This is a genomic window from Dokdonella sp., assembly GCF_019634815.1.
GTDB lineage: Bacteria > Pseudomonadota > Gammaproteobacteria > Xanthomonadales > Rhodanobacteraceae > Dokdonella_A.
The window spans coordinates 1-23,651 of the sequence record NZ_JAHCAP010000021.1 but is presented as its reverse complement, the minus strand read 5'-3'; the positions used below and the strand labels follow the sequence as shown (position 1 = coordinate 23,651).

General features: G+C 62.9%; 19 protein-coding genes. 14 read left to right on the top strand and 5 right to left on the bottom strand.

Annotation, left to right across the window (positions count from 1 at the left end; all coding sequences use genetic code 11):
- Positions 1-4: 4 nt before the first annotated feature.
- The 13 genes from KF759_RS10785 (at position 5) to KF759_RS10725 (ending at position 15,450) form a co-directional block, all read left to right on the top strand.
- Positions 5-1,369 carry a PilN domain-containing protein gene (locus KF759_RS10785; protein WP_291225316.1) on the top strand — a complete coding sequence of 455 codons (1,365 nt, stop codon included), beginning with the start codon at positions 5-7 and terminating at the stop codon, positions 1,367-1,369.
- Between the two features lies 1 nt (position 1,370).
- Positions 1,371-1,979: a type II secretion system protein GspM gene (gspM, locus tag KF759_RS10780; protein WP_291225315.1), complete on the top strand. Its 609-nt coding sequence runs from the start codon at positions 1,371-1,373 to the stop codon at positions 1,977-1,979.
- The gene (locus KF759_RS10775; RefSeq protein WP_291225313.1) at positions 1,976-2,692 is read left to right on the top strand and encodes a hypothetical protein; all 717 of its coding nucleotides are present in this window, start codon (positions 1,976-1,978) and stop codon (positions 2,690-2,692) included. The genes gspM and KF759_RS10775 overlap by 4 nt, the downstream gene beginning before the upstream one ends.
- Before the next feature lie 12 nt (positions 2,693-2,704).
- Positions 2,705-5,077, top strand: a complete 2,373-nt coding sequence (gene gspD / locus KF759_RS10770; protein ID WP_291225311.1) for a type II secretion system secretin GspD — start codon at positions 2,705-2,707, stop codon at positions 5,075-5,077.
- Positions 5,067-5,477 (top strand): hypothetical protein, encoded by a 411-nt coding sequence (locus tag KF759_RS10765; protein ID WP_291225309.1) that lies wholly within the window; start codon positions 5,067-5,069, stop codon positions 5,475-5,477. The genes gspD and KF759_RS10765 overlap by 11 nt, the downstream gene beginning before the upstream one ends.
- Positions 5,478-5,543: 66 nt before the next feature.
- Positions 5,544-7,133, top strand: coding sequence for a hypothetical protein (locus KF759_RS10760; RefSeq protein WP_291225307.1), 1,590 nt, complete (start codon positions 5,544-5,546; stop codon positions 7,131-7,133).
- Between the two features lie 99 nt (positions 7,134-7,232).
- Complete coding sequence (locus KF759_RS10755; RefSeq protein ID WP_291225305.1) at positions 7,233-8,426, top strand: hypothetical protein; 1,194 nt, start codon at positions 7,233-7,235, stop codon at positions 8,424-8,426.
- 184 nt (positions 8,427-8,610) lie between these two features.
- Positions 8,611-9,585: a peptidylprolyl isomerase gene (locus KF759_RS10750; RefSeq protein WP_291225303.1), complete on the top strand. Its 975-nt coding sequence runs from the start codon at positions 8,611-8,613 to the stop codon at positions 9,583-9,585.
- A 222-nt stretch (positions 9,586-9,807) separates the two neighbouring features.
- Positions 9,808-10,581 carry an ABC transporter permease gene (locus KF759_RS10745; protein ID WP_291225301.1) on the top strand — a complete coding sequence of 258 codons (774 nt, stop codon included), beginning with the start codon at positions 9,808-9,810 and terminating at the stop codon, positions 10,579-10,581.
- Positions 10,578-11,777: an ABC transporter ATP-binding protein gene (locus KF759_RS10740; protein ID WP_291225299.1), complete on the top strand. Its 1,200-nt coding sequence runs from the start codon at positions 10,578-10,580 to the stop codon at positions 11,775-11,777. The genes KF759_RS10745 and KF759_RS10740 overlap by 4 nt, the downstream gene beginning before the upstream one ends.
- On the top strand, positions 11,774-12,652 hold the full coding sequence (locus KF759_RS10735; RefSeq protein WP_291225297.1) for a class I SAM-dependent methyltransferase: 879 nt from the start codon (positions 11,774-11,776) through the stop codon (positions 12,650-12,652). The genes KF759_RS10740 and KF759_RS10735 overlap by 4 nt, the downstream gene beginning before the upstream one ends.
- 20 nt (positions 12,653-12,672) lie before the next feature.
- On the top strand, positions 12,673-14,532 hold the full coding sequence (locus KF759_RS10730) for a hypothetical protein (protein WP_291225295.1): 1,860 nt from the start codon (positions 12,673-12,675) through the stop codon (positions 14,530-14,532).
- Between the two features lie 12 nt (positions 14,533-14,544).
- Positions 14,545-15,450 (top strand): glycosyltransferase family 2 protein, encoded by a 906-nt coding sequence (locus KF759_RS10725; protein WP_291225293.1) that lies wholly within the window; start codon positions 14,545-14,547, stop codon positions 15,448-15,450.
- A gap of 9 nt (positions 15,451-15,459) precedes the next feature.
- Here KF759_RS10725 and KF759_RS10720 read toward each other — a convergent pair whose 3' ends face one another.
- The 4 genes from KF759_RS10720 to KF759_RS10705 form a co-directional block, all read right to left on the bottom strand.
- Positions 15,460-17,403: an oligopeptide transporter, OPT family gene (locus tag KF759_RS10720; protein WP_291225291.1), complete on the bottom strand. Its 1,944-nt coding sequence runs from the start codon at positions 17,401-17,403 to the stop codon at positions 15,460-15,462.
- Positions 17,404-17,690: 287 nt separating this feature from the next.
- Complete coding sequence (locus KF759_RS10715) at positions 17,691-18,533, bottom strand: hypothetical protein (RefSeq protein WP_291225289.1); 843 nt, start codon at positions 18,531-18,533, stop codon at positions 17,691-17,693.
- 113 nt (positions 18,534-18,646) lie between these two features.
- Positions 18,647-19,702 carry a winged helix-turn-helix domain-containing protein gene (locus tag KF759_RS10710; protein ID WP_291225287.1) on the bottom strand — a complete coding sequence of 352 codons (1,056 nt, stop codon included), beginning with the start codon at positions 19,700-19,702 and terminating at the stop codon, positions 18,647-18,649.
- 235 nt (positions 19,703-19,937) lie between these two features.
- Positions 19,938-20,225 (bottom strand): hypothetical protein, encoded by a 288-nt coding sequence (locus KF759_RS10705; protein ID WP_291225285.1) that lies wholly within the window; start codon positions 20,223-20,225, stop codon positions 19,938-19,940.
- Between the two features lie 51 nt (positions 20,226-20,276).
- On the opposite strand from KF759_RS10705, the gene KF759_RS10700 reads away from it, so the two are divergent.
- The gene (locus KF759_RS10700; RefSeq protein WP_291225284.1) at positions 20,277-22,532 is read left to right on the top strand and encodes a delta-60 repeat domain-containing protein; all 2,256 of its coding nucleotides are present in this window, start codon (positions 20,277-20,279) and stop codon (positions 22,530-22,532) included.
- 62 nt (positions 22,533-22,594) lie between these two features.
- Here KF759_RS10700 and pyrF read toward each other — a convergent pair whose 3' ends face one another.
- Positions 22,595-23,413 carry an orotidine-5'-phosphate decarboxylase gene (gene pyrF / locus KF759_RS10695; RefSeq protein ID WP_291225282.1) on the bottom strand — a complete coding sequence of 273 codons (819 nt, stop codon included), beginning with the start codon at positions 23,411-23,413 and terminating at the stop codon, positions 22,595-22,597.
- Positions 23,414-23,651 lie beyond the last annotated feature (238 nt).

The window sequence follows — 23,651 nt, the reverse complement described above, 5'->3', positions numbered from 1 at the left end:
AGCCGTGAATCCGACTGTCGACCGACTGATCGCGCGTGCGCGCACGCGCCTTGCCAAGACGCCCCTGCCGCGCTTCTTCGCGTGGTGGGGGCGCGAACTGTTGGCGTGCCTGCCTGCGCGCTGGCGCGTGTTCCTGGCCGATCGCGCCGAGACCCTGCTGGTCGGACACGAGGGCGGGGCCTTGGTCGTCTGGCGTGATCGAGGCAATGAGATCAGCGAACACGGTCGCATCGAGCTTGACCAGCCCGCCGAGGTGCAGGCCGCGCAGTTTCGCCAATTGCGCGCCGCAATCGATGACGCGAATCTGCGCAGCGTTTTCTGCATCGACAGCCAGCGTGTCCTTGCGCGCGTGCTCACCCTGCCGTCGGCTGCTACCGACAATCTGTCGCAGGTGCTGACTTTCGAGATGGATCGGCAGACGCCGTTCAAGGCCGACCAGGTGTATTTCGACAGCCGCGTGATCAGCGAAGACCATGCCAGCCGCACCGCCCAGGTGGAACTGGTGCTGATGCCACGCGCCAGGCTCGACGCCGAGCTGGCGGCTTTGCCGGCCGGAATTGCGCCGTTCGACGGCGTCGACGCGTGGCGCGCCGCTGCCGGAGCGACGCGCCGTCATGTCAATCTATTGCCGTCCGAGAAGCGCACGCAGCGCCGCAATCTGCGCCTGCCGCTCAATCTTGGCCTCGCCGCTGCGGCCCTGCTTCTGCTCGTGCTCAACATGGATGAGTCGTTGGCCAACCGGGCCGCGGCAATCGATGCGATGCGGATCGAGGTCGACGATGCGGCCAAGCAGGCCAAGCAGGTCGCCGCATTGAGGAAAACGCTCACCGAATCGATCGTTGGGGCGAACTTTCTCGCTGATCGCAAGCGCAAGGGCCCAACCGTGGTTGGACTCATCGACGACATCACCGAGCGCCTGCCGCTCGATGCCTATCTCGAGCGCCTGCAAATCGAGAGCAAGCAGGTGCAGATCCAGGGGCAGGCCACCGAAGCCGCCAAGCTGATCGCCCTGCTGGGCGCATCGCCGTGTCTGGGCAATCCCGGCTTTCAAGGCCAGGTGCAACCCGATCCGCGCACCGGCAAGGAGCGCTTCCAGATCAACGCCGAGCTCAAGGAATGCAACCCGCAACCGGGCGCGGCGGCGACCGCCGCGCCGGACACCGCGGGCCAAGGTTCCCCGGACGTTGCCGCCAAGCAGGCTGCGCAACAGGATGCGGCGACCAAAGGCCAGCCCGCGGGCGAAGCTGTCAGGTCCAATCAGGCGTCCGCGCCGGCCAAACTTGCGCCGGCGCCGCGTACCGCTGCGGCCAAGACGGACAAGGCAGCTGCGCCACGGCAGCGCGAAAGGCCGCCCAGGAAGGAGCCCTGAGATGGCCACGCCTCGCTTCCAACCCAAGGATGGCCGTCTGCTTGCGGTCGTGCTGCTGCTGATCGTGCTGTTGCTCGTGTACCTGATCGGCGTGCACTGGTGGTTCGTCGCGCCGCAGCTGCAGTTTTCCAGCGACATGCAGGATCTGCGTGATCAACATGCGCGTTACAGCCGCACGATCGAGCAGAAGCCGGACATTGACAAGCGGCTCGCCGAGGTCAAGGCCTACGAACAGGGCAATCAGGCCTTCATGCCCGAAGCCGATCGCAATGCCGCCGAAGCCGCATTGATCCAGCGCCTCAAGCAGGCGATGAACGACCATGTGAAGAACGAGGCCCGCTGCCAGAACAATGGCACCCAGAGCTACGCCGGGGGCGAAGAGGAAATCTACAAGCGCGTCACGGTACAGGCGCGGCTGCGCTGCGATCTGGAACCACTCGCTGCCATCCTGCAGGATCTGGAAAGCGGCAAACCGTATCTGTTCGTCGATCAGGTCATGATCTACAAGCAGCAGACCTATGCGCCACCGGGAGCCAAGGCGCCGGTGACGCCGCTGGATGTGCGCTTCAATCTGTCGGGCTATCTGCGCGAACCGGGCAAGACCAAGTGAACGACCACGCCGCCCGCTGGACGACCAAGGTACTCGCCACCGCCTGTGGCGTGTTGCTGTTGCTGCTTGTGGTGCAGTACGCCGGTCTTGGGCGTGGCGTGCGCTGGGGTGGCGCTGCGGCCGAAGAAGACGAGGCACGTGCCTTGCCGACGATTGACCAGCGGCCCTTGCAGATGCCGGCGGCAGGCGCATACGCCGCGATCGATGCGCATCCCTTGTTCAATGCCGACCGGCAGCCTTCGCCGCTGGATGCCGCCAGTGCCGATGATGCCGCGCCGCCCGCAAATCCGCTCAATGTCCAGCTCACTGGCGTGATCATCGACGAGGTCAATCACGTGCGAGTGGCGATGCTGTTGGACAAGGCGCGGAACCAGCCGGTCAGTATCAAGGTCGGAATGCCGCTGGAGGGCGATCAGGCGGCGTGGACCCTGGTTGAACTCAAGCCGCGAGTTGCGGTGTTTCGCAACGCCGCGGCCGAAACAAGCGAGGTCGAACTGGAAACCGCGGCGGCTGCGGCCAAGTCACCGGCCAATCCACGTGGTGGCGGCAAGATGCCGGCGCCGGCGGCACGCACGCCGGCAGCCAGGAATGAAAAAAGCGATGCCAGCGCCGGCGATCTGGCCAAGCGCATCGAAGAGCGTCGTCGTCAGATGCGCGAAGAGGCCGAGCGCAATCGGGCCAATGTCCACGCGCCGCAAACAGACAAGAAGTAAGGGAGTCACAACGTGCGATCCAAACTCTCCACCTTGCTGCTCAGTCTGGCGCTTGCGCTGCTGGTCGGTTGCGCGCCCGCCAAGCAGTCCGTGCGCGCCAACGCCGATAGCGGCGATATCCTCACGGCTGACTCGATTCTCAAGGGGCCGCCGAGAACGACCGTCGACCAACCCGTCGAGGGCATTGCGATTTCACCCGAGGCCAAGGCCGACCGCGCGCCGCCCAAGCCGGAAATCGATCTTGGCACGGCCAAGTTCTACAAGAACCAGCCGTTGCCCAAGGCCAACAGCGGTGAAGGACAGGTGACCTTCAATTTCGAGAATCAGCCGATCCAGGCGGTAGTCAAGGCGATCCTCGGCGACATGCTGCAGGAGAACTACACGATTGCGCCGAACGTCGGCGGCAACGTGACCTATTCGACCTCGCGGCCGATCCGGCGGGAAGATGCAATGCCGGTGCTGGAGATGCTCTTGTCGTGGACCGGCAATGCCCTCGTCCATGAAGGCAACCGCTACACCGTGCTGCCGTCGCGCGATGCGATTCCGGGCAAGCTGACGCCGCATGCCGGCGCCAGCGAAATGCCTGGTTATGGTTTGCGCATCTATCCGCTGCACTACATCTCGCCGGTGGAGATGGCCAAGCTGCTCAAGCCCTACGTCAAGCCCGAGGCGATCGTGCAGATCGACCCCAATCGCAGTCTGCTCGTGCTGGCCGGCAATCCGTCCGAGCTCGACATCTACCAGCGCACCATCGACACCTTCGATGTCGATTGGCTCAAGGGCATGTCGATCGGCGTCTACAACATGCAGCACGTCGACGTCGCCAAGCTCATGCCCGATCTCGACAGCCTGTTCGGCTCGAAGGGCGAGTCGCCGTTGGCGGGCATGTTCCGTTTCATGCCGATCGAGGAAACCAACTCGATCATCGCAATCACGCCGCAGCCCGAATATCTCAAGCAAGCCGAGGAGTGGTTGTACCGGCTTGACCGCGGCAGTGCCGAGAACGCGGTGCAGCTGTACGTCTACAACGTCAAGAACCTCAAGGCCCCCGACCTGGCTGATTACCTCAGCCAGATTTTCCTTGGCACCTCGAGCGGCACCCATCGCAGCACGACCTCGGGTCGGGTTGGCCCGGGCCTGCGCTCGACCTCGCTCAACAGCATGGGCGGCATGGGTGGCATGGGCGGCTTCAACAGCGGCATGAACTACGGCAGTTCACTGCGCCCGCAGTCGAACATGGAGAAGGCGGCGCCGGTGAGCAGCCCGGCGCCTGCGGGCGGTGCGGCCGCAGCCGGGTCGGGCAAGAAGGAAACCGATATCCGCATCTCGGCAATCGAGGAAAACAACCAGCTGATGATCATGGCCCAGCCGTTCGAGTGGGAGCAGATGCAGGCCGCGATCCGCCGTCTGGATACGCCGCCGCTGCAGGTGCAGATCGAGGCGCGCATCCTCGAAGTGAGTCTCACCGACGGGCTCAAGTACGGTGTTCAGTGGTGGCTGGGCAACCTCAAGACCGCGCCGGGCGTCTACGACAATCCGCACAGCGAGTGGCGCTATCCCAACCCCTACCATCGCACCGGCAGCACGGTCGGTGCCGCTGGCCCGGGAGCGGGCGCCGCGAGTTTTTTCTACTCGTTTCTCAACAGCAAGTTCCAGGTCGCCATCAGCGCGCTTGAATCCTCGGGCGTGGCCAAGACCTTGTCGGCGCCATCGCTGGTGGTCAACAACAACCAGGAAGCCTCGCTGCAGGTGGGGGATCAGATTCCGGTCGTACAGACCTACTACAACGGTCTTGGCACGTATGGCAACGTGAACAACAACAACGGTACGCAGAACATGTACGGCAGCGGCATGACCGGATCGGTACAGTATCTGAGCACCGGTGTGACGCTCAGCGTTCTGCCGCGCGTCAATCCGGGCGGCCTCGTGTATCTGGATATCGATCAACAGGTCAGCACGCCGGGCGCCGCAACCAATTCGAGCGGCAACCCGCCGATTGCGCAGCGTCAGTTCCAGACTTCGGTTGCGGTGCAGAGCGGTCAGACCCTGCTGCTCGGCGGCCTGATCAAGGAAGTGCGTCAGGATAGTGATTCGAGCGTGCCGGGCATCAGCAAGGTGCCGATCCTGCGTCGCCTGTTCGGCTCCACCAACAAGAGCACCAACCGCACCGAACTGATCGTGCTGATCACGCCGCGCGTGATCAACAACAGCGACGAGGCGCGTCAGGTTACCGAGGACTACATCAAGCAATTCGAATCGCTCAAGCCGCTGCGACCGCGTATGCAGGCGACGACTGAGCCGGCCCCCGCAACAGATACATCGGACGCAATGCATCCCGAACACGATCCACTCCCCGCTTCGCAGGAGCCCAAGCGTGAACATTGAACCGCGCAAACTCGCGTACCTTGCCTTCGGAGTCCTGCTGCTCGCCGTGGCGGGCTGCACGGACAAGAGCAGCCCCGACATGGTCGACAAGCGCTCGGTCGAGCGCTGGAACTATCTCATCGCACACGAGGCTGAAAAGGCCTATGACTATTTCACGCCCGGCTACCGGGCGACGCAGTCGCGCGAGAAATATGCCGCGGCAATGAACAATCGACCGATTCAGTGGACGGCGGCGAGCTTCAAGGACAAGACCTGTGACGGGGATCGCTGCATCGTCGGCGTCAATGTGCTCTATACGATTGCGGCGCCCGGCATGGGCGGGCGCAAGGCCGAAAACGAGAGTGTCCAATCGGAAACATGGATCCGCGTGGACGGGCAGTGGTACTTCCTGCCTAACTGATTGAATTGATTGAAAGCGCTTGTGGCAGGGGCAGGGGATTGCGGAACGGGTTTCCTTTGTCTTAACATGGCGCTGCTGTTGCCTGACCTTGGCTTGGCTTGTGCGGTGTCGATTGACTTCCGGCCGGTGCAAGGGGGCGGTAAAAGCAAAAAGCCCTGTGGTCAAAAATTTAGGAGTGTTGCGATGAAAAAGAACAGCTTGACGATGGCTGTCGTCGCCGGCATTGCTGGCGTCGCTGGCTTCGCGAGCCTGGCGAGTGCCGTCGAACTCAATCCCGACGGTCTCGGACAGGTTCTCATCTATCCGTATTTCACGGTCAACAAGGGCCAGGACACCCTGGTCTCGGTCGTCAATACGGACGATGTCAACGCCAAGATTGTCAAGGTCCGCTTCCTCGAAGGCTACAACAGCCGCGAAGTCCTCGACTTCAACCTGTACCTGTCGCCGAATGACGTGTGGACGGGTGCGGTGGTGCAGCTGACCGACGAAGACGGCGGCGCCGGCATCAAGACTTTCGACAACAGCTGCACCTACCCGCTGTTCAAGGCGGGCGTGCCGCAGGCGTTCCGTACCTACACGTTTGACGGCACGATTGGTCCGAAGGACGGCGCGCCGACCAGCATCACGCGTACGCGTGAAGGCTATCTGGAAATGATCCAGATGGGCGACATCCCGCCGAACACCGACCTGTTCGATACGGTGCTGCATGACTCCACCGGTCATCCGGAGTGCGATACCTCGCTGATCGGCAACTCGGTCATCGCCAATACCGACGTCGTTGCTCCGACCGGCACGCTGTTTGGTTCGGGCGCGATCGTCAATGTCGGCCAGGGTACGTTCTTCGGCTACGACGCCGACGCGATCGACGGCTTCTTCATCTCGCCGTACGTCACCCGTTCGGGCGACACCCTGCCGTCGCTGCAGAGCTACGACAACTTCACGTCCTACATCTTCAACGCCGGTGCGCTGCTGACGCTTGACTACAGCGCGTACACGACCGGTGCGGATGCGGTCAGCGCGCTGTACCAGTCGGACACGCTGTACAACGAGTACCTCACGGCTCCGGGCATCGGCGCCGCGACGGACTGGGTTGTCACGTTCCCGACCAAGCGCTTCTACGTCGATCCCTTCTATGTGGGCGCTGGCCCGGCGATTGCGCCGTTTGTCCAGGTCTTCAACAAGGTCTCGAACGTCGAAGTCATCCTGCAGCAGTATGACCAGGAAGAGCAGACGATCATCCCGCAGGATTGCGATCCTTCGAACCCGACCCCGGGCAGCGACTGCGACTGGTCGCCGAGTCCGCCGGTTGACGTCGAGCCGTCGTCGCTGCCGTACGAAGTGAACGTGATCAGCTATCTTGATCCGGCCGATCCGAATGCTGGCGTCAGCTCGGGCGTGTTGGGCTCGAAGCTCACCTTCAACGTTCCTCCGTTTGCTTCGGCAGGCTGGATCCGTCTTGACCTTGCCAGTGGCAACTCGGGCACGCACGTGATGCGCGCAGCGGCCAATGGCACGCAGCTCCGCGGCCTCCCGGCCACGGGCTTCGAGGTCTACAACGTGATCAACTCGAACGTCAGCGGCGGTGTCATGGCCAACTACAGCGGCCTGTTCCGTCACCGTGCGAGCCGTTCTTGCGCTGCGGGCCCCTGCTCGTAATCGCTTGAGGCAATGCAAGTCTGAAAGGGGAGGGCTTTGCCCTCCCCTTTTTTTTGGTCAATCGCGGGACGAAGCGCCTCGACAACGCCAAAATTACACTTGGGCCCGCCGGAAGGTATAAGATCGCGGCCGCCCGCTATCGATGGAACCTGTTGCATGCAATTGCGTATTGCTTCTGTTGTTGCCGTATCCACCCTTTTGGGTGCCTTGTTCGCCGGTCAGTCGAACGCCGCCGGACCTGTAACCGCAACGGTCAATCTCACTACGGTGGATGGCAAGAACTGCACCATCACCACCGAGGATCCCGATGGGCTGCATCTCGAGCCCAATGGCACCAGTTTGATTGCGAGCCTCGCAACCCTGACCGGTGATGGTTGTGGTACGGGTGGTGGGACCGGTGGCGCCAACCCGCCGACCACGCCGTTCGTTCTCACACCCAGCCCAAATCCACTGGTTGCCAATGTCGATCAGCCGTTCACGGTCTCCTGGACCTTGGCCGGTGGCGTTGCGCCGATCAATTGCAGTGGCGCATTCACTGGTGCACCGGCAGGCGCCCTGATGTCGGATTGGGTGCAATCCGCCCCCGCTGTCATTGGCGCCAACAGCCGCCAGATCACGCCGGTTGCAGCGGATCAGGGTGGCGGCGCGAGTGCCGTGACCTTTTCGCTGAGCTTGACGTGCAGCAATGCCGATGGCGCAATCACCAGCGCCGCAATTCCAATCACGATCAACCCGGTCAATCAAGGTGGCGGCGACAATTGTCCAGCCAATCGCCTGACCAAGGCGAACTTGTGCTACCGAAACATCATCGGAACCTGCACCACCGATGGCGGAGCGGACAATCTGACGACCTTCCCGATCTGGCTGGGACGTTATGCCGATTCGTCCGGAACGCTGACACCCACCGCACCGCCGTATCTGGACTTCCCTGGTCCAACGGGTGGCGGACCCACCTTCTCGATCAGCCAGGGCCAATACATCAGTGCCCGCTTCACGGTCCCCACGGGAGTTACGGTCGGTCGAATCGGCAAGTTCACCAAGGCCTTCGGAAACATTTCGAACTATACCAACGCGGATTTTTCGATCTCGACGGAGTGTGGCGATTTTGACAGTGCCGCAATCGGACCTTCCTGCAAGGGTTTGAATGTCCCGAACGACGGCGTTGGCATTCGCTGGAGAATCGACACGACGACCAGCGGCTATTGCCGACTGAATCGTGGTCAAACCTACTATCTGAATGTCCGACCCGTCGGTTGTACCAACGCGACGTGCCAGCTGCGCATCGACGGCTGATATCACCAACACCGGCTCTTGCCTTGCGGGCATTGCCCACTGATCAAGCGCACGACCACGACGCCGCCATCCGAGTCCGGATGGCGGTTGCGTTTTCGCCATTTCAAGCCAGACGGCGGCACACCGTGCGTTGGAGCCGATGGCAACGACAACACGCAATCCACACTCACCGAGCATGGCTTTCATGAGCAAACGAACGATTCACGCCTTCGTCCTTGCCGCCACGGTCTTCTTCGCCCACGCGGCGCAAGCCGAAGGCGCTGATGACTTGACTGCCGTCGCGACCCAGGGCGGCCAGACGCTGACTTTCCATGACATCGACCAAGCGGTTGAAAAAGTCCCGGAAATCGATCGCGTCGGGTTCATCAGCAGCCCGAAACGCATTCAGGCGCTGGTCCTCAATCTCTTGCTGCAGAAGCAATTGGCAGCCGACGCGCTCAAGGCGGGTATTCCGCAGACGCCGGAAATCGAAGCCGCAACCGACCTGGCGAAGACCCAGCTGCTCGCCAAGGCACAGCTCGAGCACTTTCAGAGCAGCCTGAAGATCCCGGATCTTTCAGCGCTTGCCCATGAAGAGTACATCGCGCACAAGGAAAAGTACCTTGCGCCTGCAAGTTTCGATGTCCAGCAAGTCTTCATTTCCATCGGCTCGCGAACGAACGCCCAGGCCAAGGCGGTCGCCGATGAAGTCGAGCAACAGGCGAAGTCTGGAAATGCCGATTTCGATGCCTTGGTCGCCAAGTATTCGGACGAACCCAACAAGGCGCAGACCCTGGGCATCATCAAGCATGCGGGCAAGCGCGCAATCCAGAGCGATCTCGCCAGCGCAGTCGATGCCCTGCTCATGCCGGGCAGCATTTCGCCGCCGGTGGAAACTGCGAGCGGATACTATGTCCTCAAGCTTCTGGTACGCACGCCAGAACGCCAGTTGAGTTTCGATGAGGCACGCGAACAGATCCTCGATGCGCTCAAGAGCGCGTACGTGAAAAAGACGGTTGCGGACTATGTCGACACCTTGCGCAATAATCCGCTCGATGCCGATCCTGACAAGATCAACTCATTGCGCACGCGCTACGGCACCCTGCCGGCGCTGCCTGTATCGGCAAAACCCGCCCCGGACGCCCCTGCGATCGGCGCGCAGGCTGCGAAGCAGCACTGAAAGGGAGTTGATGGCTCGGACGCGTCACCACGCCAATACGTCAATCGCGCCAGTCACCGCCCGGGCAAAGCTGCCCGCGATCACTGCGGCGCGTCGTGCGAGCCAATGCCCCGGGATCGGCGGCACCAACCCCGGGACGCAGCTTCAATTCCGGTGCGCGGCGCGCAACAGGCGCATGACTGGCGACGGCGGCGTGTGTCTTGCCCATAGCGAAGCAGCCTGATGAGCACCATCGCGCTCACCTATGAGTTCGCCGCGCGCGAGTTGCGGGCAAGATTTGCCGGAAGCTTTGCCGGAATCCTGTGGGCCGTGTTCCAGCCGGCATTGCAGTTGGCCATTTTTGCGTTTGTCTTCGTCAAGGTGTTCAACGCCAGGATCCCGGGCGCCGACGCGCCGGGCTATGTCGCCTTCCTCGCGGTTGCGCTCTGGCCGTGGACTGCGTTTTCCGATGCGATTCTCAATGCCACCAAGGCAATCCAGGACAATGCGGCCCTGATCGGCAAGGTAGCCTTTCCACGGGCGATTCTCGTGATGGCGCGGGTCTGTGCCAGCTTCGTGATCCATCTGCTCGGCTTTGTCGTGATCGTTGTTGCACTGAATTTCTTCGATGACCACGTGCGTCTGCTCGCTGGCTTGCCGCTTGCACTCCTGCTCTACGTTCCCTTGTTTGCGCTTGCGCTGGGCATTTCGCTGCTGCTGGCTGCCTTGCAAGTGTTCGTGCGTGACCTTGTACAACTGCTCGCCCAGTTGTTGCCGCTGCTGCTCTACTGCGCGCCGGTCTTCTATGACCGCACGATCATGCCGGTGGCGTATCAGCCGTGGTTGTCGCTCAATCCCTTCACCTTCTACGCCGAGGCCTTTCATGCGATCGTGCTCGATCATGGTGTGATCGCCGCACCCAGTCTGGCCTGCGCATTGCTGGTCGCGGCAGGCACGCTTCTTTGCGGGTACTGGCTGTTCACGCGCCTGGACAAGCATTTCGAGGACTTTCTGTGAGCGATGTACTCGTCCGCACCGAGGGTTTGGGCAAGGTCTATCCGAAATCCTTTCACCACCGGGATCGGATGCGTGCCCTCTGGCGCCTGCTGGTGTCACGGCGCCGGATCGACAGCACTGCCGTGTTGAGCGATGTCAGCCTCGAAGTGCGCCGTGGTGAATCGCTGGGCCTGATCGGCGCCAATGGCGCAGGCAAGTCGACCTTGCTCAAACTGATTTCCGGCGTGCTCACGCCGAGTTCCGGCAAGGTCGCGGTGACCGGCGAAATAGGCGCCTTGCTCGAACTCGGGGCAGGTTTCGATCCGGACCAGACCGGTCGCGAAAACATCATGATGACCGCGGCGCTGCACGGCATGACTGGCGCACGCCTGAAAACCAGCATGCCGAAGATCATCGAGTTCGCCGACATCGGTCAGTACATCGACCAGCCGGTCAAGCACTATTCCTCTGGCATGGTGGTGCGCCTTGGATTCGCGATCATCGCGGTGCTCAAACCCGATCTGCTGATCACCGATGAAGTGCTGGCAGTGGGTGACGAAGCGTTCCAGAAAAAATGCATACGCTGGATGCAGGACTATCTCGACGGCGGCGGCACCCTGATCCTGGTCTCGCACAGCATGTATCACATCCAGAAACTCTGCCAACATGCTTGCTGGCTGCGAGACGGGCGCGTGGCGATGATCGGCGGCGTGTTCGACGTAACCCAGGCGTACCTCGCCTATCAGGAGTCGAAGCTTGCAGCGCAAGACTCAGGCACCGAGCGTGCAGGCGGCGACCTCGAGTTCATGGTCGAAGAGGTCCAGCTCGATGATGCGCAGGGCGAGTTGCCGCTGATCCTCGAGCAAGGCGCGGGTTTCAGCGTAAAACTGCGCCTGCGCTCGCGCGAAGGCCGCAGGCCGATCATCGCGATCGGCATCGTGCGTGCCGACGGAACACCTGTCTATGGCGTGAGCAGCGAGATGGATGGCTACCAACCAATGCTCAACGACGCCGGCGAAAGCCATTGCGCCTTGCGCTTCGATGAGCCGCAGTTGCTGCCAGGAAGCTACACCGTGCGTGTACATCCGCTCGATCCCGAAGGCCTGCGGGTTTTCGGGACGGTCGAGCGTGCGTTGGTGGTGCGTGGAAACACCAGCGAGTTCGGTTTGGTTCGACTCGCGCACCGCTGGCTGCCGCAAGTCGAGGAAAAGGCATGAGCGAATCTCCGACGCTGTCCTTCACCGGTGAGCGCTTCACGCCCGAATGCGTGCGCGAGATCTGGTACGAGCACTGGCATCGCTACGCCTTTGCACGGCCTCTGGTTGCGGGCAAGCGCGTCCTTGATGCAGCCTGCGGCGAAGGGTATGGCTCGGCCCTGCTCGCAGCGGTGGCCAGCGAGGTGGCTGGCGTCGACATCGATGCGGCCACGATCGCGCATGCATCCAGCCGCTACGCGGCACTCGGCAACTTGCGCTACCAATGCGCCGACATCACCCGCTTGCCATTCCCGGATCAATCCTTTGACGTGGTGGTTTCGTTCGAGACGCTCGAACACCTTGCGGCGCAGGAGGCCCTGCTGGCGGAGTTTTCCCGCGTACTCACGGTCGATGGCGTTCTCATCCTGTCTTCGCCGGACAAGCGCACCTACAGCGATCTGACCGGGTTTTGCAATGAGTTCCATGTACGCGAGCTCTACCGAGACGAGTTGCTTGCCTTGCTGAAGCCGCACTTCCCGCAGATCCAACTGTTCGGCCAGAAGCTCCTGTTCCAGTCGGCGATCTGGTCGCTGGCGCCATCCGGCTCGGCGGCAGAGGCTTGTACCGCGGCGCGCGAGGGCGATGTTCTGCAGGAAGGCCTGGCCTATGAGCCGATTTACTACCTCGCGGTCTGCGGCAAGGTGGCTCTGCCTGCCGATCTGCCTGCGATGTCGTGGTTCGGAGACCGCGAAGAATCGGTCTACGCGCATTACAATCACGAGATCCGCAAGAACATGGCTGCCGGCGCCCATATCGCCGGGCTCGAGGCCGAAATCGCGCGCTTGCGGGCCACGATCGCCACACTCCAGGAACAGGACGCCAGGCACAGTCGCTGAGGCGGCCCGCGGGTTTACGCATGAGCACGCCATTGGGTTACCAGATCAACTACACGTCGGACACGGGCGCCACGCCGCGAATCGATCCGAATGCGCCGCTGTATGCATCGGAAGATGGCGTGGTCGCATCGCTTTCCAACAGCGAGTGCATCTTTCAGGTCAAACGAACGGGCCAGACCCACGTGATGACCTATCAGGTCCTGCAGGCGCTCGACCAGAGCAGGGAATTTCGCACGCTCGACGAGCACGCCGAGCGCGTGATGGCGACCGTATCCGGACTCGCAGGCCAGCGTGTAGCCGTGCGGCGCGTGTTCGAAGGTCTGGTCGGGCGCGGCCTGCTGGTTTCGGCACCGGACTTCGTGCAAAACCTTGGCCACGCTGCCCAGCGCGAAATCGCGCCGCTGCGTGGCGTGTTCATCCGCGCCTGCGATCGTCCCGACCAGCTCGCCCATCTGCTCGCTTCACTTGCCGATTACGAGCGGCGTCACCGCGGCAACCGCAACTACGTGTTGCTCGATGATTCGGCTTCACCTGAAGCAGCCAACCGGCATCGCGACCTGTTGCGTGAATTCGCCCGCGCGACCGGCTGCAAACTCACCTACGTTGGCGCGGTTGAGAGTCGGCAACTGACCGACAAGTTGGCGCGCGCGGTGCCGAGCGCCGCGGCCTTTCTGAGTCGAATCGTGCTTGGCGGCAGTGAGCGCACGCGTTTCGGCGGCGGGCGCGCCTGGAACCTTGCACTGTTGCTCAGTGCAGGGGCTCGCGCGATCCTGCTCGATGACGACCACCGCTTGCCGCTGCGCCGCCTTGCCGATGCGCGACCGGGGCTGGATCCCGATCCTGCGCGGATCGGCGAAACCCTGTTCTACCGCAACCTGGACAATGCCCTGGCCGCCGGGGAAGAAGTCGACGAGGACCCGTTCGAGATTCACCTGGCAGCACTGGGTCGATCGCTGGGCGACCTGGTGCAGGATTCACGCTACGCGATCGAGCCAAGTTCCCTGCGCGGCCTGGCGCTCAATCGGCTCGACCATCTGCGCAGCCAGGCCCCCGTGCTCGCAACTCAGCATGGGGCTTGCGGCGCTTCACGCACCGATTCGGCCAACTGGCTCTACCAGCTGCCGCCCGCGGCGCGCGCAGAGTTCACGCGCGACCGCGACAGCTACCTGCGCAACATCGAAGCGGGCAGCATCTGGTACGGCTATCGCCAAGCCAACGTCCGCGACGCGGCAACCTTCTCGCCGTTCGCGCTCGACAACAGTGTGATGTTGCCGTGTACCAATCCGTCTGGCCGTGGCGAGGATGCGCTGTTCTCGTGCATCACCGCGCTGTGTCACCCCGGTGCCCTCGCGCTCGAGTTGCCATTCGCGGTCGGCCATGCGCAGGAAGCCCAGCGCAAGCGTTCAGCGCTGACCTTGGCTGCGCATACGCCCAAGTTCAACTACTGGATCGTCGACTACATCCGCCGCCAGTTGCCCGAGTTCCGCTCCGACGATCCGGCGCAGCGCCTTGGCCTGCTGGCCGCGCATCTGCACGATGTGGCTGCCGCGGCTCCAGGTGGCGCGGTGCGTCAGCTCAAGGAGTATCTCGCCTTCGTGCGCGCGGATCTCATCGAACGCTTGCAGACCCAGTACGACAGTGCCAGCGATGCGCCGATCTACTGGCAGGCAGACGTGCGCACGATGATCGAGGCCAACGGCAAGGCCCTGATCGCCAATGCCTCACCGCGGCTGGGTGACTGGCCCGAAGGCGTCGACGATGCTGCCTGCGCCCGTCTGCTGCGCGAGGAAACCGATCAGCTCGCGCAGTCTTGCGAGGCATGGCCGGCCTTGTGGACTTACGCAAGCGGGCAGGGTGGGCGCCTGCTTGGTGCGGTCTGATTGCCGGCCGCAATGAGCGATGTCGTCCCCGTCGGACTGACCAGCGTCATCATCGTGGCCGCCGACAGTGGCCCGTTGCTGCGTGATTGCGTGGCTTCGGTACTTGCCGAAGCGGTCCCGCTCGAAGTGATTCTCGTCGACAACGCCTCGCGCGATGGCGAAGTCGAGCGCGTGGCTGCCGCCCATGCCGGGGATCCACGCCTGCATGTGTTGCACAATGCCGCCAACCTCGGCTTCGGCCCGGCCTGCAATCGTGGTGCGGCGATGGCCAGCGGCGATGAGCTGCTGTTCCTCAATCCCGATTGTCTGTGGCGGCTCGGCACACTTGAATCGCTGCGTGCGATCCTTGCCGACGATGCACGGATCGGTCTGCTCGGCCTGTGCGTGCTTGATGCGCAGGGCGTGCCAGCACGCGGCAATCGTCGGCGCGAGCCGACCTTGCGTCGCGCGGTGATGACCTTCACCGGACTGGCCGACATGGAATCCCATTCCGCCGATCTTGGTGGCGTGGAAATGCCCGTCAGTGATGGTGATGCGCCACTCGAGTATCTCGAAGCGGTCTCGGGCGCCTGCATGCTGTTGCCGCGGGCAGTGTTCGAGCGCATCGGTGGTTTCGACGAGGGCTACTTCCTGCATGTCGAGGACCTCGACCTGTGTCGCCGCGTGCGCGATGCGGGCTGGTATGTCGCGTATGCGGCGCATCTGACCGTCACTCATGCACAGGGCGGATCCAGCCGTGCGCGGCCAGTGTTCGTCGCACGCGCCAAGCATCGCGGCATGTGGCGCTATTTCCGCAAGTTCGATCCTGCAGCCGACAGCGCTGTGTTGCGCGTGATCGTCTGGCTCGGCATCTGGGCCCATTTCCTGTTCAAGTTGCCCGCGCTCGCCATGCGCGGTGTTTTCCGCGCACGGCGCTGAGCAATTCGATCAGGCTTGCTTGCGCGCGCCCGTGCGGTAGAGCAGCCAACCCACGACAGTGAGCACGGCCAGGCCTATCCACTGGTTGAAATGGAAGGCTTCGGGCAGCGCGAGCACATCGGCGCGCGCGCTCACCACGATCGGGATCGCGATCGCGATGCCCATGAGCGCCTCGCCGGTGATCAGGCCCGCCGAGAACAGCGTGCCCGGACGATGCACGCGGTCGCGCTCGGCTTCATCCTCCACCTTGACGCCGTGCTTCTTCTCGACGAAATGCGCGAGCAGGCCGCCGAGGAAGATCGGCACCATGAGTTCCAGCGGCAGATAAATGCCGATTGCCGCCGCGAGCACCGGCACGCGGAAATGCGACTTGCGCGACTTCAGCCATTCGTCGAGCGCGATGATTGCCGCGCCGATCGCGGCGCCGATGCCGATCATCGTCCACGGCAACTGGCCGCCGAACATGCCCTTGGCGACCGAGGCCATGAGGGTTGCCTGCGGCGCCGACAAGGGATTGGGGTGTTCGGCCGTGGGCGCGCCGATGCCGTAGGCGGCGGCCAGCAGGTTGAGCACGGGCGCCATGATGAGCGCGCAGGAGAACGCGCCGATCGCGAGCATGAGCTGTTGCTTCCACGGTGTCGCGCCGACGAGATAACCGGCCTTGAGGTCCTGCAGGTTGTCGCCGCCCACAGCAGCCGCACAGCACACCACCGCACCGATCATGATCGCGGCCACCGCGCCGATCGACGATTCGCGCCCGAGCATGAGCACGAGCACGACCGAGGCGAACAGGATCGTCGCGATCGTGATGCCGGACACCGGGTTGTTGGAAGAACCGACCAGGCCGGCGAGATAGGCTGACACCGACACGAACAGGAAGCCGGCGACGATCATGATGAGTGTCATCGTGATACTCACGCCCCAGGTCTGCACGATCGCGTGGTAGAGCAGGGCAAGCGGAATAACGAACGCAACCAGCGCAACCAGCATCCACTTCATCGGAATGTCGCGTTCGGTTTCGGCGATCGCCGCATCGGCGCCCTTGCGCGCGGCGGCAAAGCCACTCTTCACGCCGTTGAGCAGGGACTTGCGCAGCGAGAACAGCGTCCACACACCGCCGATCAGCATCGCGCCCACGCCCAGATAGCGGATCTTCGCCGACCAGATCGCGCCGGCCGCATCGGCTGCGCTTGCGTTGGCGATGCTTGCGGCCAGCGTGGGGTCGGTATCCATGAACCAGGCGAAATAGGCAGGAATCGCGATGTGCCAGGACAGGATCGAGCCGGACACGACCACGATGCCGACATTGAGACCGACGATGTAACCCACGCCGAGCAAGGCCGGCGACAGGTTGGTGCCGAGGTAACCCAGGTACTTGCCGAGGAAGCCTGCGCTCGCGGCGGTGTCGGGGATCATGCGCAGGCCGCTTGCCGCAGCGAGCTTCACGACGGCGCCAATGAGGCCGGACAGGCCGAGGATCTTCAGGCCAGGCCCCGGGTTGTCGCCGGCCTTGAGTACTTCGGCTGCCGCCTTGCCTTCGGGGAAGGGCAGGGGTTCCTCGACGATCATCGAGCGCCGCAACGGCACCGAGAACAGCACGCCGAGCAGGCCACCGAGGCCAGCGATCGCGAGCACCCAGGAATAGCGGAAGTCCTGCCAGTAACCGAGGATGATCAGCGCGGGGATCGTGAAGATCACCCCGGCCGCGATCGATGAGCCAGCCGACGCGCCGGTCTGCACGATGTTGTTCTCGAGGATGGTGCCGCCACCGAGCAGCCGCAGCACGCCCATCGACACCACGGCTGCGGGAATCGCCGTGGCGATCGTGAGGCCCGCGAACAAGCCGAGATAGGCATTGGCTGCGGCGAGGATCACCGCGAGGATCACCGAAAGAATGATCGCGCGCAGGGTCAACTGGGCCACTGGTTGCACCGCGCTGGACTGGGAACTCATCGAACACCTCGTCGGATGGGCTGTGCCCGGAGGCCGGGACGGGCTATCAGATCACAGGAAGCGCGGGGCGTCACCCCGCCGTATGCGGCAGCGGGTGACGCAGGTAAGCCTCTGCCGGTGACACAAGGCCGCTTGGGCGGACCACGCAAAGTGCTTGCACGATCTCAACAAGCGGAACGAGGCATCATGGCGCGCGAACGCGGGTCGGTTCAAGCAGACCACCGCGATTTCAATGCGGACCGGCGTCCTGGTGACGGCACGCCTTGATGGCCACTTCGGGGATACCTTCAATTGCGCCTGGCGTTTGCAGCCAGTGCGCGAATCTGGTCGATGCTCAAGGCATCGCTTTCATTCGGGGCAGGCAGCCCGATCTTCTTGCAGAAGGCGATCAGAGCCTGGTCGTCGCGGAAGCGCAGGATCAGCGGGTCGTTCAGTACGAACAGGAGATCCCCGGGGTGGCTGCGTTCCAGCCATCGCAGGGTTTGCTCAAGATCGCCGCGCAAGGCATAGGTCTGTGCGATTTCGTACGCCGAGGTGCTCGTCAAGGTTTCATTGGCGAGGACATTCGCCAGCGCCGCATCCGCCGCGTTCCGGTCAGCGGAGCCTTGCAGTGCCATCGCCGCCCCCATCTCCTTCTGCGGGAACGGCAGCTGCATGCTGATTTCCAAAGCGGCGTTTGTTTCCCCGCGAATGATGGCGATGATCCGCAAGAGAAGCTTGCTGACTGTCGATGGCGAAAGGGTCTCCGCGGTGCGGAGAAATTTTTTCGCTTCGTCCAGTCGCCCGGCCACCATCAGGAGTTGCGCATACCTGACGATATTGACGCTGTACAGTGGTTCGATCGTCAGCAGGCGTTCGCGCAAGCCGAGGGCCTCGGTGGTCCGGCCAATACCGGTGAGGGTAAAGGCGCAACCATTGAGAACCATGTCGTCTTCGGGGGCCAGTTGAACTGCATGACGGCAATCGACCAAGGCGCTTTCATGCATGAACTCGTAAAACTCCAGATAGGCGCGAGCAGCGTGGGCTTGGCCAAGGCCTGGCGCCAATTCGAGCGCCTTGTCCGCTGCTTCGTGCGCGCGTTGCTTGTGTTGCCGGGCGATCAATGGATCGTTGTCCAGGAATCTGGACATGGTGCTCAACGACCCCGACAGCTGCGCCCATGCGATCGCGTAGTTCGGGGCGAGCTGGACAGCGCGCTCCAGTTGCTCGGCGGCGGCGGGGAAGTCTTCCTCGTGCCAATACTTCAGCGCATGCAGATAGGCGTTGTAGGCATCGATGTTGCCGTTGGGGGGCGGTCGCCCTGGTTTGATGCATCGTCGGGAGAACGCAGCTTCGCTCGCAAGGCCACGGCGACCGCATGCGTGATTTCGTCCTGCAGGGCGAACAGATTCTGGTATGGGCGGTCGTAGTGCTCAGCCCAGACGGTGTGACCATCCGTGGTCGAGATCAGATCCACGCCAATTCGCACCGAATTGCCGGCATGCTGCACATTGCCGCTGATGATGAAAGCGACACCCAGCTGAGCGCCGATTGCCTCGATGTCTTCGTGACTGTCGCGGAACCGGAACGAGGATATCCGGCCGATCACCTTCAAGCCGTCGAACTTGGACAGGGTGTCGATCAGGTTGTCGGAAATTCCGTCTGCGAAGAACTGCTGGCTTGGATCCCCGGATGTATTGGCCAAGGGCAGCACCGCAACGGTGGTCAAGGTCGGCCGGTGCGTCTTGTCTGGCAAAGCCGGATCCGCTGCATGCACCGTCATGCGCCACACCTGCCATGACGCGCCAATGGCCAGGGTCGTGAGCAAGATCAACAGCAGGCCACGGCGCCCCGCGCGCGTTCGGCGGATGACTGCCTGCGGCGCAGTGATCCCATGCGCGGCCGGGTTCCCCGAGAGCGGCTCCCTGATGGGCGCGCGCTCACTCGAAACCGCCTGCGGCGCAGCTTTCTGCGCGGCAGGCGCATCGATCGTCAGGTCTTCCGGCAAGTCCAGGCGATAGCCGACACCATGCACGGTATGCAACCAGCGAGGCTGCTGGGCGTTCTCGCCCAGGGCCTGCCGCAGCAAGCTGGCGATGCGATTGAGTACGCCCGGCGAGACATGGAAGTGACCCCACACCGCGTCGAGGATTTCCTCGCGGGTGAATAGATGGCCGGGCCGGCGGGCGAGCAGGGCCAATACGGCGAACGCCTTGGGCTCAAGCGGCCAGGTCTTGCCGTCGACCCGCAGGCGATGTCCGTCGAAGTCGATTTCGACATTGGCAAAACGGATCACGCTGGCCGCTGAGTCCACGTCCATCCCGAAAGCTTGCCACCCCCAACGAGCATAGCAAATCAATGGGTTGCGAAATCCAGAGGTTTTCCCAAGCACTTTCCAATGGCGCAATCAGACGCTCTTCGGAGTTTCCCGAAGACATGCCGTGGCCCGCTCGAAACACTTCGGGTTGTCGCCACGTGGTGACGAATCGCTTGCGCGGAGCCATGGGAGGAATGCCATGAGGGTTCGGGTTTTCACGGGTTTGGCCGCTCGCCTGTCAGGCGTGCACGGGATTGCCATTGGACGTCGCGGGGCAGAACCGCTGGATCGGGTTGTCGACGGAACTTTCCGGCGAGGACTGCATTGCGGTGTCCGGTTGCTGCTCGCTCTCGGGGCCGCTTCGCTCATGCTTCCGGCGCTTGCGCAAAACATCAACGACGGCTTTGCGCCGATGGTCATCACGTCCAATGTGGGACCGACTCCAGGTTTCGTAACGACGGTTGCCGTGCAGGCAGACGGCAAGATTCTTTTCGCAGGAGACTTCATCACCGTCAACAACCAGCATTGCGCCAGTCTGTGCCGATTGCTGCCGGACGGCACATTGGATCCCGGCCTGATGGGCACGATCACCGATGGCATCGGTACGGCCATTGCGGTGCAGGACGATGGCAAGATCCTGTTCGGTGGACTGTTCACTTCGGTGAATGGGCAGGGGCGCATGCGGCTTGCCCGATTGATGCCCGATGGTAGTGTCGATGCGAGTTTCGGCGATCCGGGCGTGGCCTTCAGTGGCAGCGGCATGGATGGGTCAATGTCGAGTCTGTCGATCCTGCCCGATGGCAAGCTGCTCGTTGCCGGATCCTTCTCGTCGATCGGCGGCATTGCGCGGCCGTATCTTGCCCGTCTGCATCCCGATGGCGCGGTCGATCCGGGCTTCGTGGACGCTAACCTGGACGGGATGCCGGACGTCGTGGCCCGACTGCCCGATGGAAAACTTCTGATCGGCGGCGCGTTCACTTCAGTCGGCGGTGCCAGCCGCAAGCATCTCGCTCGGATCAAGGCCGATGGCAGCCTCGACACCAGTTTCCGCGACCCGAACGTCGATGGCCCGGTCCGCGCGCTCGTGCCCCTGGCCGATGGCAAGCTGCTGGTTGCTGGCGATTTCGCCAACATCGATGGTCTTGCACGCACCAACATTGCGCGTTTGAATGCGGATGGCAGCGTCGATCCGGACTTCTACGGCCCGGGCATCGATGGCGCGATCAATGACTTGCTCCTGCAGCCCGATGGAACGGTGATGATCGGCGGCGAGTTCACAAACGTCGGCGGGCAAACGCGCGAAGGAATCGCGCGCCTGCACTCCGATGGCAGCCTTGATCCGGCATTTGCCAACCGCATGACGCATGGCACAGTCCTCAGCCTGGCCCTGCAAGCCGATGGCAATGTCGTCTTTGGCGGGCACTGCATCTCGTTGTTGCCCGGAGTTTGCCAGCCGCTGGAGCGGATCCACGTCGATGGCAGCGTGGATGCCACGCTGGTCGACATGCATTCCGACAGTTTCATTCATACCAGTGCCGTGCAAGCGGACGGCAAGATTCTGCTGGGCGGCAACTTCACCCAGTTTCAGTGGCAGCCGCGCCAACACATTGCGCGGCTGGATGCATCCGGTCGCCTCGAGGAATCGTTCCTGGCCACGGCCGACCTGTCAGTCAACGGTTTTGCGTTCCAGGCCGATGGCAAGATCCTGATCGGCGGGTGGTTCAATACGGTCAACGGGCAGGCTCGAAAACGCGTGGCCCGCTTGTACGACAACGGTAGCCTCGATACCAGCTTTGTCGGTCCGGACATCGATGGCTCGGTTGGCATCATGGCCCTGCAGGCCGATGGCAAGATCCTGATCAGTGGGGACTTCACCGTCATCAACGGGCAGCCGCGAACGTATCTCGCACGATTGAACGCAAACGGCAGTCTTGATCCGAGCTTTGCCGATGTCGAGGTGGACAGCTACATCAATGCCCTGGCCGTGCAGCAGGATGGCCGCATCCTGATTGGCGGCTCTTTCTCGAATGTGGCGGGGCACGTGAGTCAGGCCTTGGCCAGACTCGATTCCGATGGCAGCCTCGACATGAGCTTCGCAGGGGGTGCTCTCGGCGAAGGGTCTGTCCATGCGATCGTTTTGCAGCCGGACGGCAAGATCGCAATCGGTGGTTCATTCCTCCATGTGGGCGGCTTCGAGCGTGCGTTCATCGCGCGGCTCATGAGCGACGGCAGTCCCGATGTCAGCTTCGTGCCTCCGACGCCGAACGACAACGTCCAGCACATGGCCCTGCAGGCCGACGGCAAGTACTTGCTCAGCGGACTGTTCGGCAGCATCGGCGGCTACAGCCGTTCGGGATTGGCACGCCTGAATGCAGATGGCAGTCTCGACACCGATTTCGTTGCCCCCGTGGGGAGCGAGGGAAAAGTGACGGTGGAGGCCGATGGCAAGATCCTGTTGTCTGGCGCCTTCACGCAACTCGGCGGGGCGGTGCGGACCTATCTGGCTCGCTTGTCGCGGCCTGAGTCCGCGCGACAGTCGCTCGATCTTCAAGGCGATACGGCTACTTGGTTGCGCTCCGGCAATGGTCCGGAAGTGGATGGGTCGCCCACACTGTATGCCTCGATCGATGGCATCAGCTACAGCGCGCTGGGCTTGATGTCACGTGTCGCCGGGGGGTGGCAGCGCACCGGCGTCCAGGTGCCGCTCGGTTTCTCGTATTTGCGTGCCGTCGGCCGCACGCATGGAGACGGCAGATCCCCTGCGCAGGTCCAAAGCACCCGGCAGATCTGGCGCAACGACGTGATCTTTGGCAGCGGATTCGAATCGGATTGAGAAAGCTCGTTGCGCCTTGTTCGAACGCTTCGGGCCCGGTCATCCGCAAGGCCGGGACACCTTCAGCCTTGGCGTTGGCGGTTGATCGCGTCGCGCAGTTGCAGGGCTGCGGCGCGCGCGGCGATGGCGAAATCCTCGCCATCTCCGGCGTAGAGGATCGCGCGCGATGAACTGATGAGAAGGCCGCTTCCGCTGGTGTCGAGACCATGTTCGAGCACGGCCTCGAGATCACCGCCCTGGGCGCCGATGCCGGGCACGAGCAGGGGCATGGCGCCAACCACGGCGCGCACGCGACCCAGTTCCTGCGGCCAGGTCGCGCCCGTCACAAGCGCGCAGTTGCGATTGCCATTCCAGTCGCGGGCGATGGTTTCGGCCACGTGCAGGTAGAGCGGTGCGCCAGCGCAATCGAGCGCCTGAAAATCCGCTCCACCCGGATTGGAAGTTCGGCACAGCAGGATCGCGCCCTTGTCGGCGCGTTCGAGAAAGGGCGCGACCGAATCACGGCCGAGGTAAGGATTGAGCGTGACTGCATCGGCGCGATAGCGATCGAAGGCTTCGCTCGCGTAGTGCTGCGCGGTCGAACCGATGTCGCCGCGCTTGGCATCGAGAATCACCGGCACAGCGGAATGCTTTGCATGGATATGCGCGATCAGGCGTTCGAGCGCATCCTCAGCGCGCAACGCCGCGAAGTGCGCGATCTGCGGCTTGAATGCGCAGACCAGATCCGCAGTCGCATCGACGATGTCGCGGCAGAACTCGAACACCGCATCGGTTCGGCCGCGCAGGTGCACGGGAAACCTTGCCGGCTCGGGATCGAGCCCGACGCAGACCAGCGACGCATTGCGTTGCCACGCGGCTTGCAGCGACTGCATGAACGTCATTGGCGTTCTCCGTCGAAGGTTGTAGCGAAAACGGAAAAGACTGAAACACGGAGCACACGGAGCACACGGAGGGGAGCAGGGGCAAGCAAAGACCTTTCCCGAAGCCACGCGGATTGCCGCGACTGCATGAACGTCATTGGCGTTCTCCGTCGAAGGTTGTAGCGAAAACGGAAAAGACTGAAACACGAAGCACACGGAGTACACGGAGGGGAGCAGGGTCAAGCAAAGACCTTTCCCG

What these genes read in the sequence shown, in the direction of transcription:
- gspM (WP_291225315.1), top strand. Translation starts at nt 1,371, where the DNA reads ATGGCCACGCCTCGCTTCCAACCCAAGGATGGCCGTCTGCTTGCGGTC.
- KF759_RS10760 (WP_291225307.1), top strand. Translation starts at nt 5,544, where the DNA reads ATGGCGCTGCTGTTGCCTGACCTTGGCTTGGCTTGTGCGGTGTCGATT.
- KF759_RS10750 (WP_291225303.1), top strand. Translation starts at nt 8,611, where the DNA reads ATGAGCAAACGAACGATTCACGCCTTCGTCCTTGCCGCCACGGTCTTC.
- KF759_RS10745 (WP_291225301.1), top strand. Translation starts at nt 9,808, where the DNA reads ATGAGCACCATCGCGCTCACCTATGAGTTCGCCGCGCGCGAGTTGCGG.
- KF759_RS10735 (WP_291225297.1), top strand. Translation starts at nt 11,774, where the DNA reads ATGAGCGAATCTCCGACGCTGTCCTTCACCGGTGAGCGCTTCACGCCC.
- KF759_RS10730 (WP_291225295.1), top strand. Translation starts at nt 12,673, where the DNA reads ATGAGCACGCCATTGGGTTACCAGATCAACTACACGTCGGACACGGGC.
- KF759_RS10725 (WP_291225293.1), top strand. Translation starts at nt 14,545, where the DNA reads ATGAGCGATGTCGTCCCCGTCGGACTGACCAGCGTCATCATCGTGGCC.
- KF759_RS10720 (WP_291225291.1), bottom strand. Translation starts at nt 17,403, where the DNA reads ATGAGTTCCCAGTCCAGCGCGGTGCAACCAGTGGCCCAGTTGACCCTG.
- KF759_RS10715 (WP_291225289.1), bottom strand. Translation starts at nt 18,533, where the DNA reads ATGTCCAGATTCCTGGACAACGATCCATTGATCGCCCGGCAACACAAG.
- KF759_RS10710 (WP_291225287.1), bottom strand. Translation starts at nt 19,702, where the DNA reads ATGGACGTGGACTCAGCGGCCAGCGTGATCCGTTTTGCCAATGTCGAA.
- KF759_RS10705 (WP_291225285.1), bottom strand. Translation starts at nt 20,225, where the DNA reads ATGCTGGTTGTTGACGGTGATGAAGTCTCCTGCGAAAAGAATCTTGCC.
- KF759_RS10700 (WP_291225284.1), top strand. Translation starts at nt 20,277, where the DNA reads ATGGGCACGATCACCGATGGCATCGGTACGGCCATTGCGGTGCAGGAC.
- pyrF (WP_291225282.1), bottom strand. Translation starts at nt 23,413, where the DNA reads ATGACGTTCATGCAGTCGCTGCAAGCCGCGTGGCAACGCAATGCGTCG.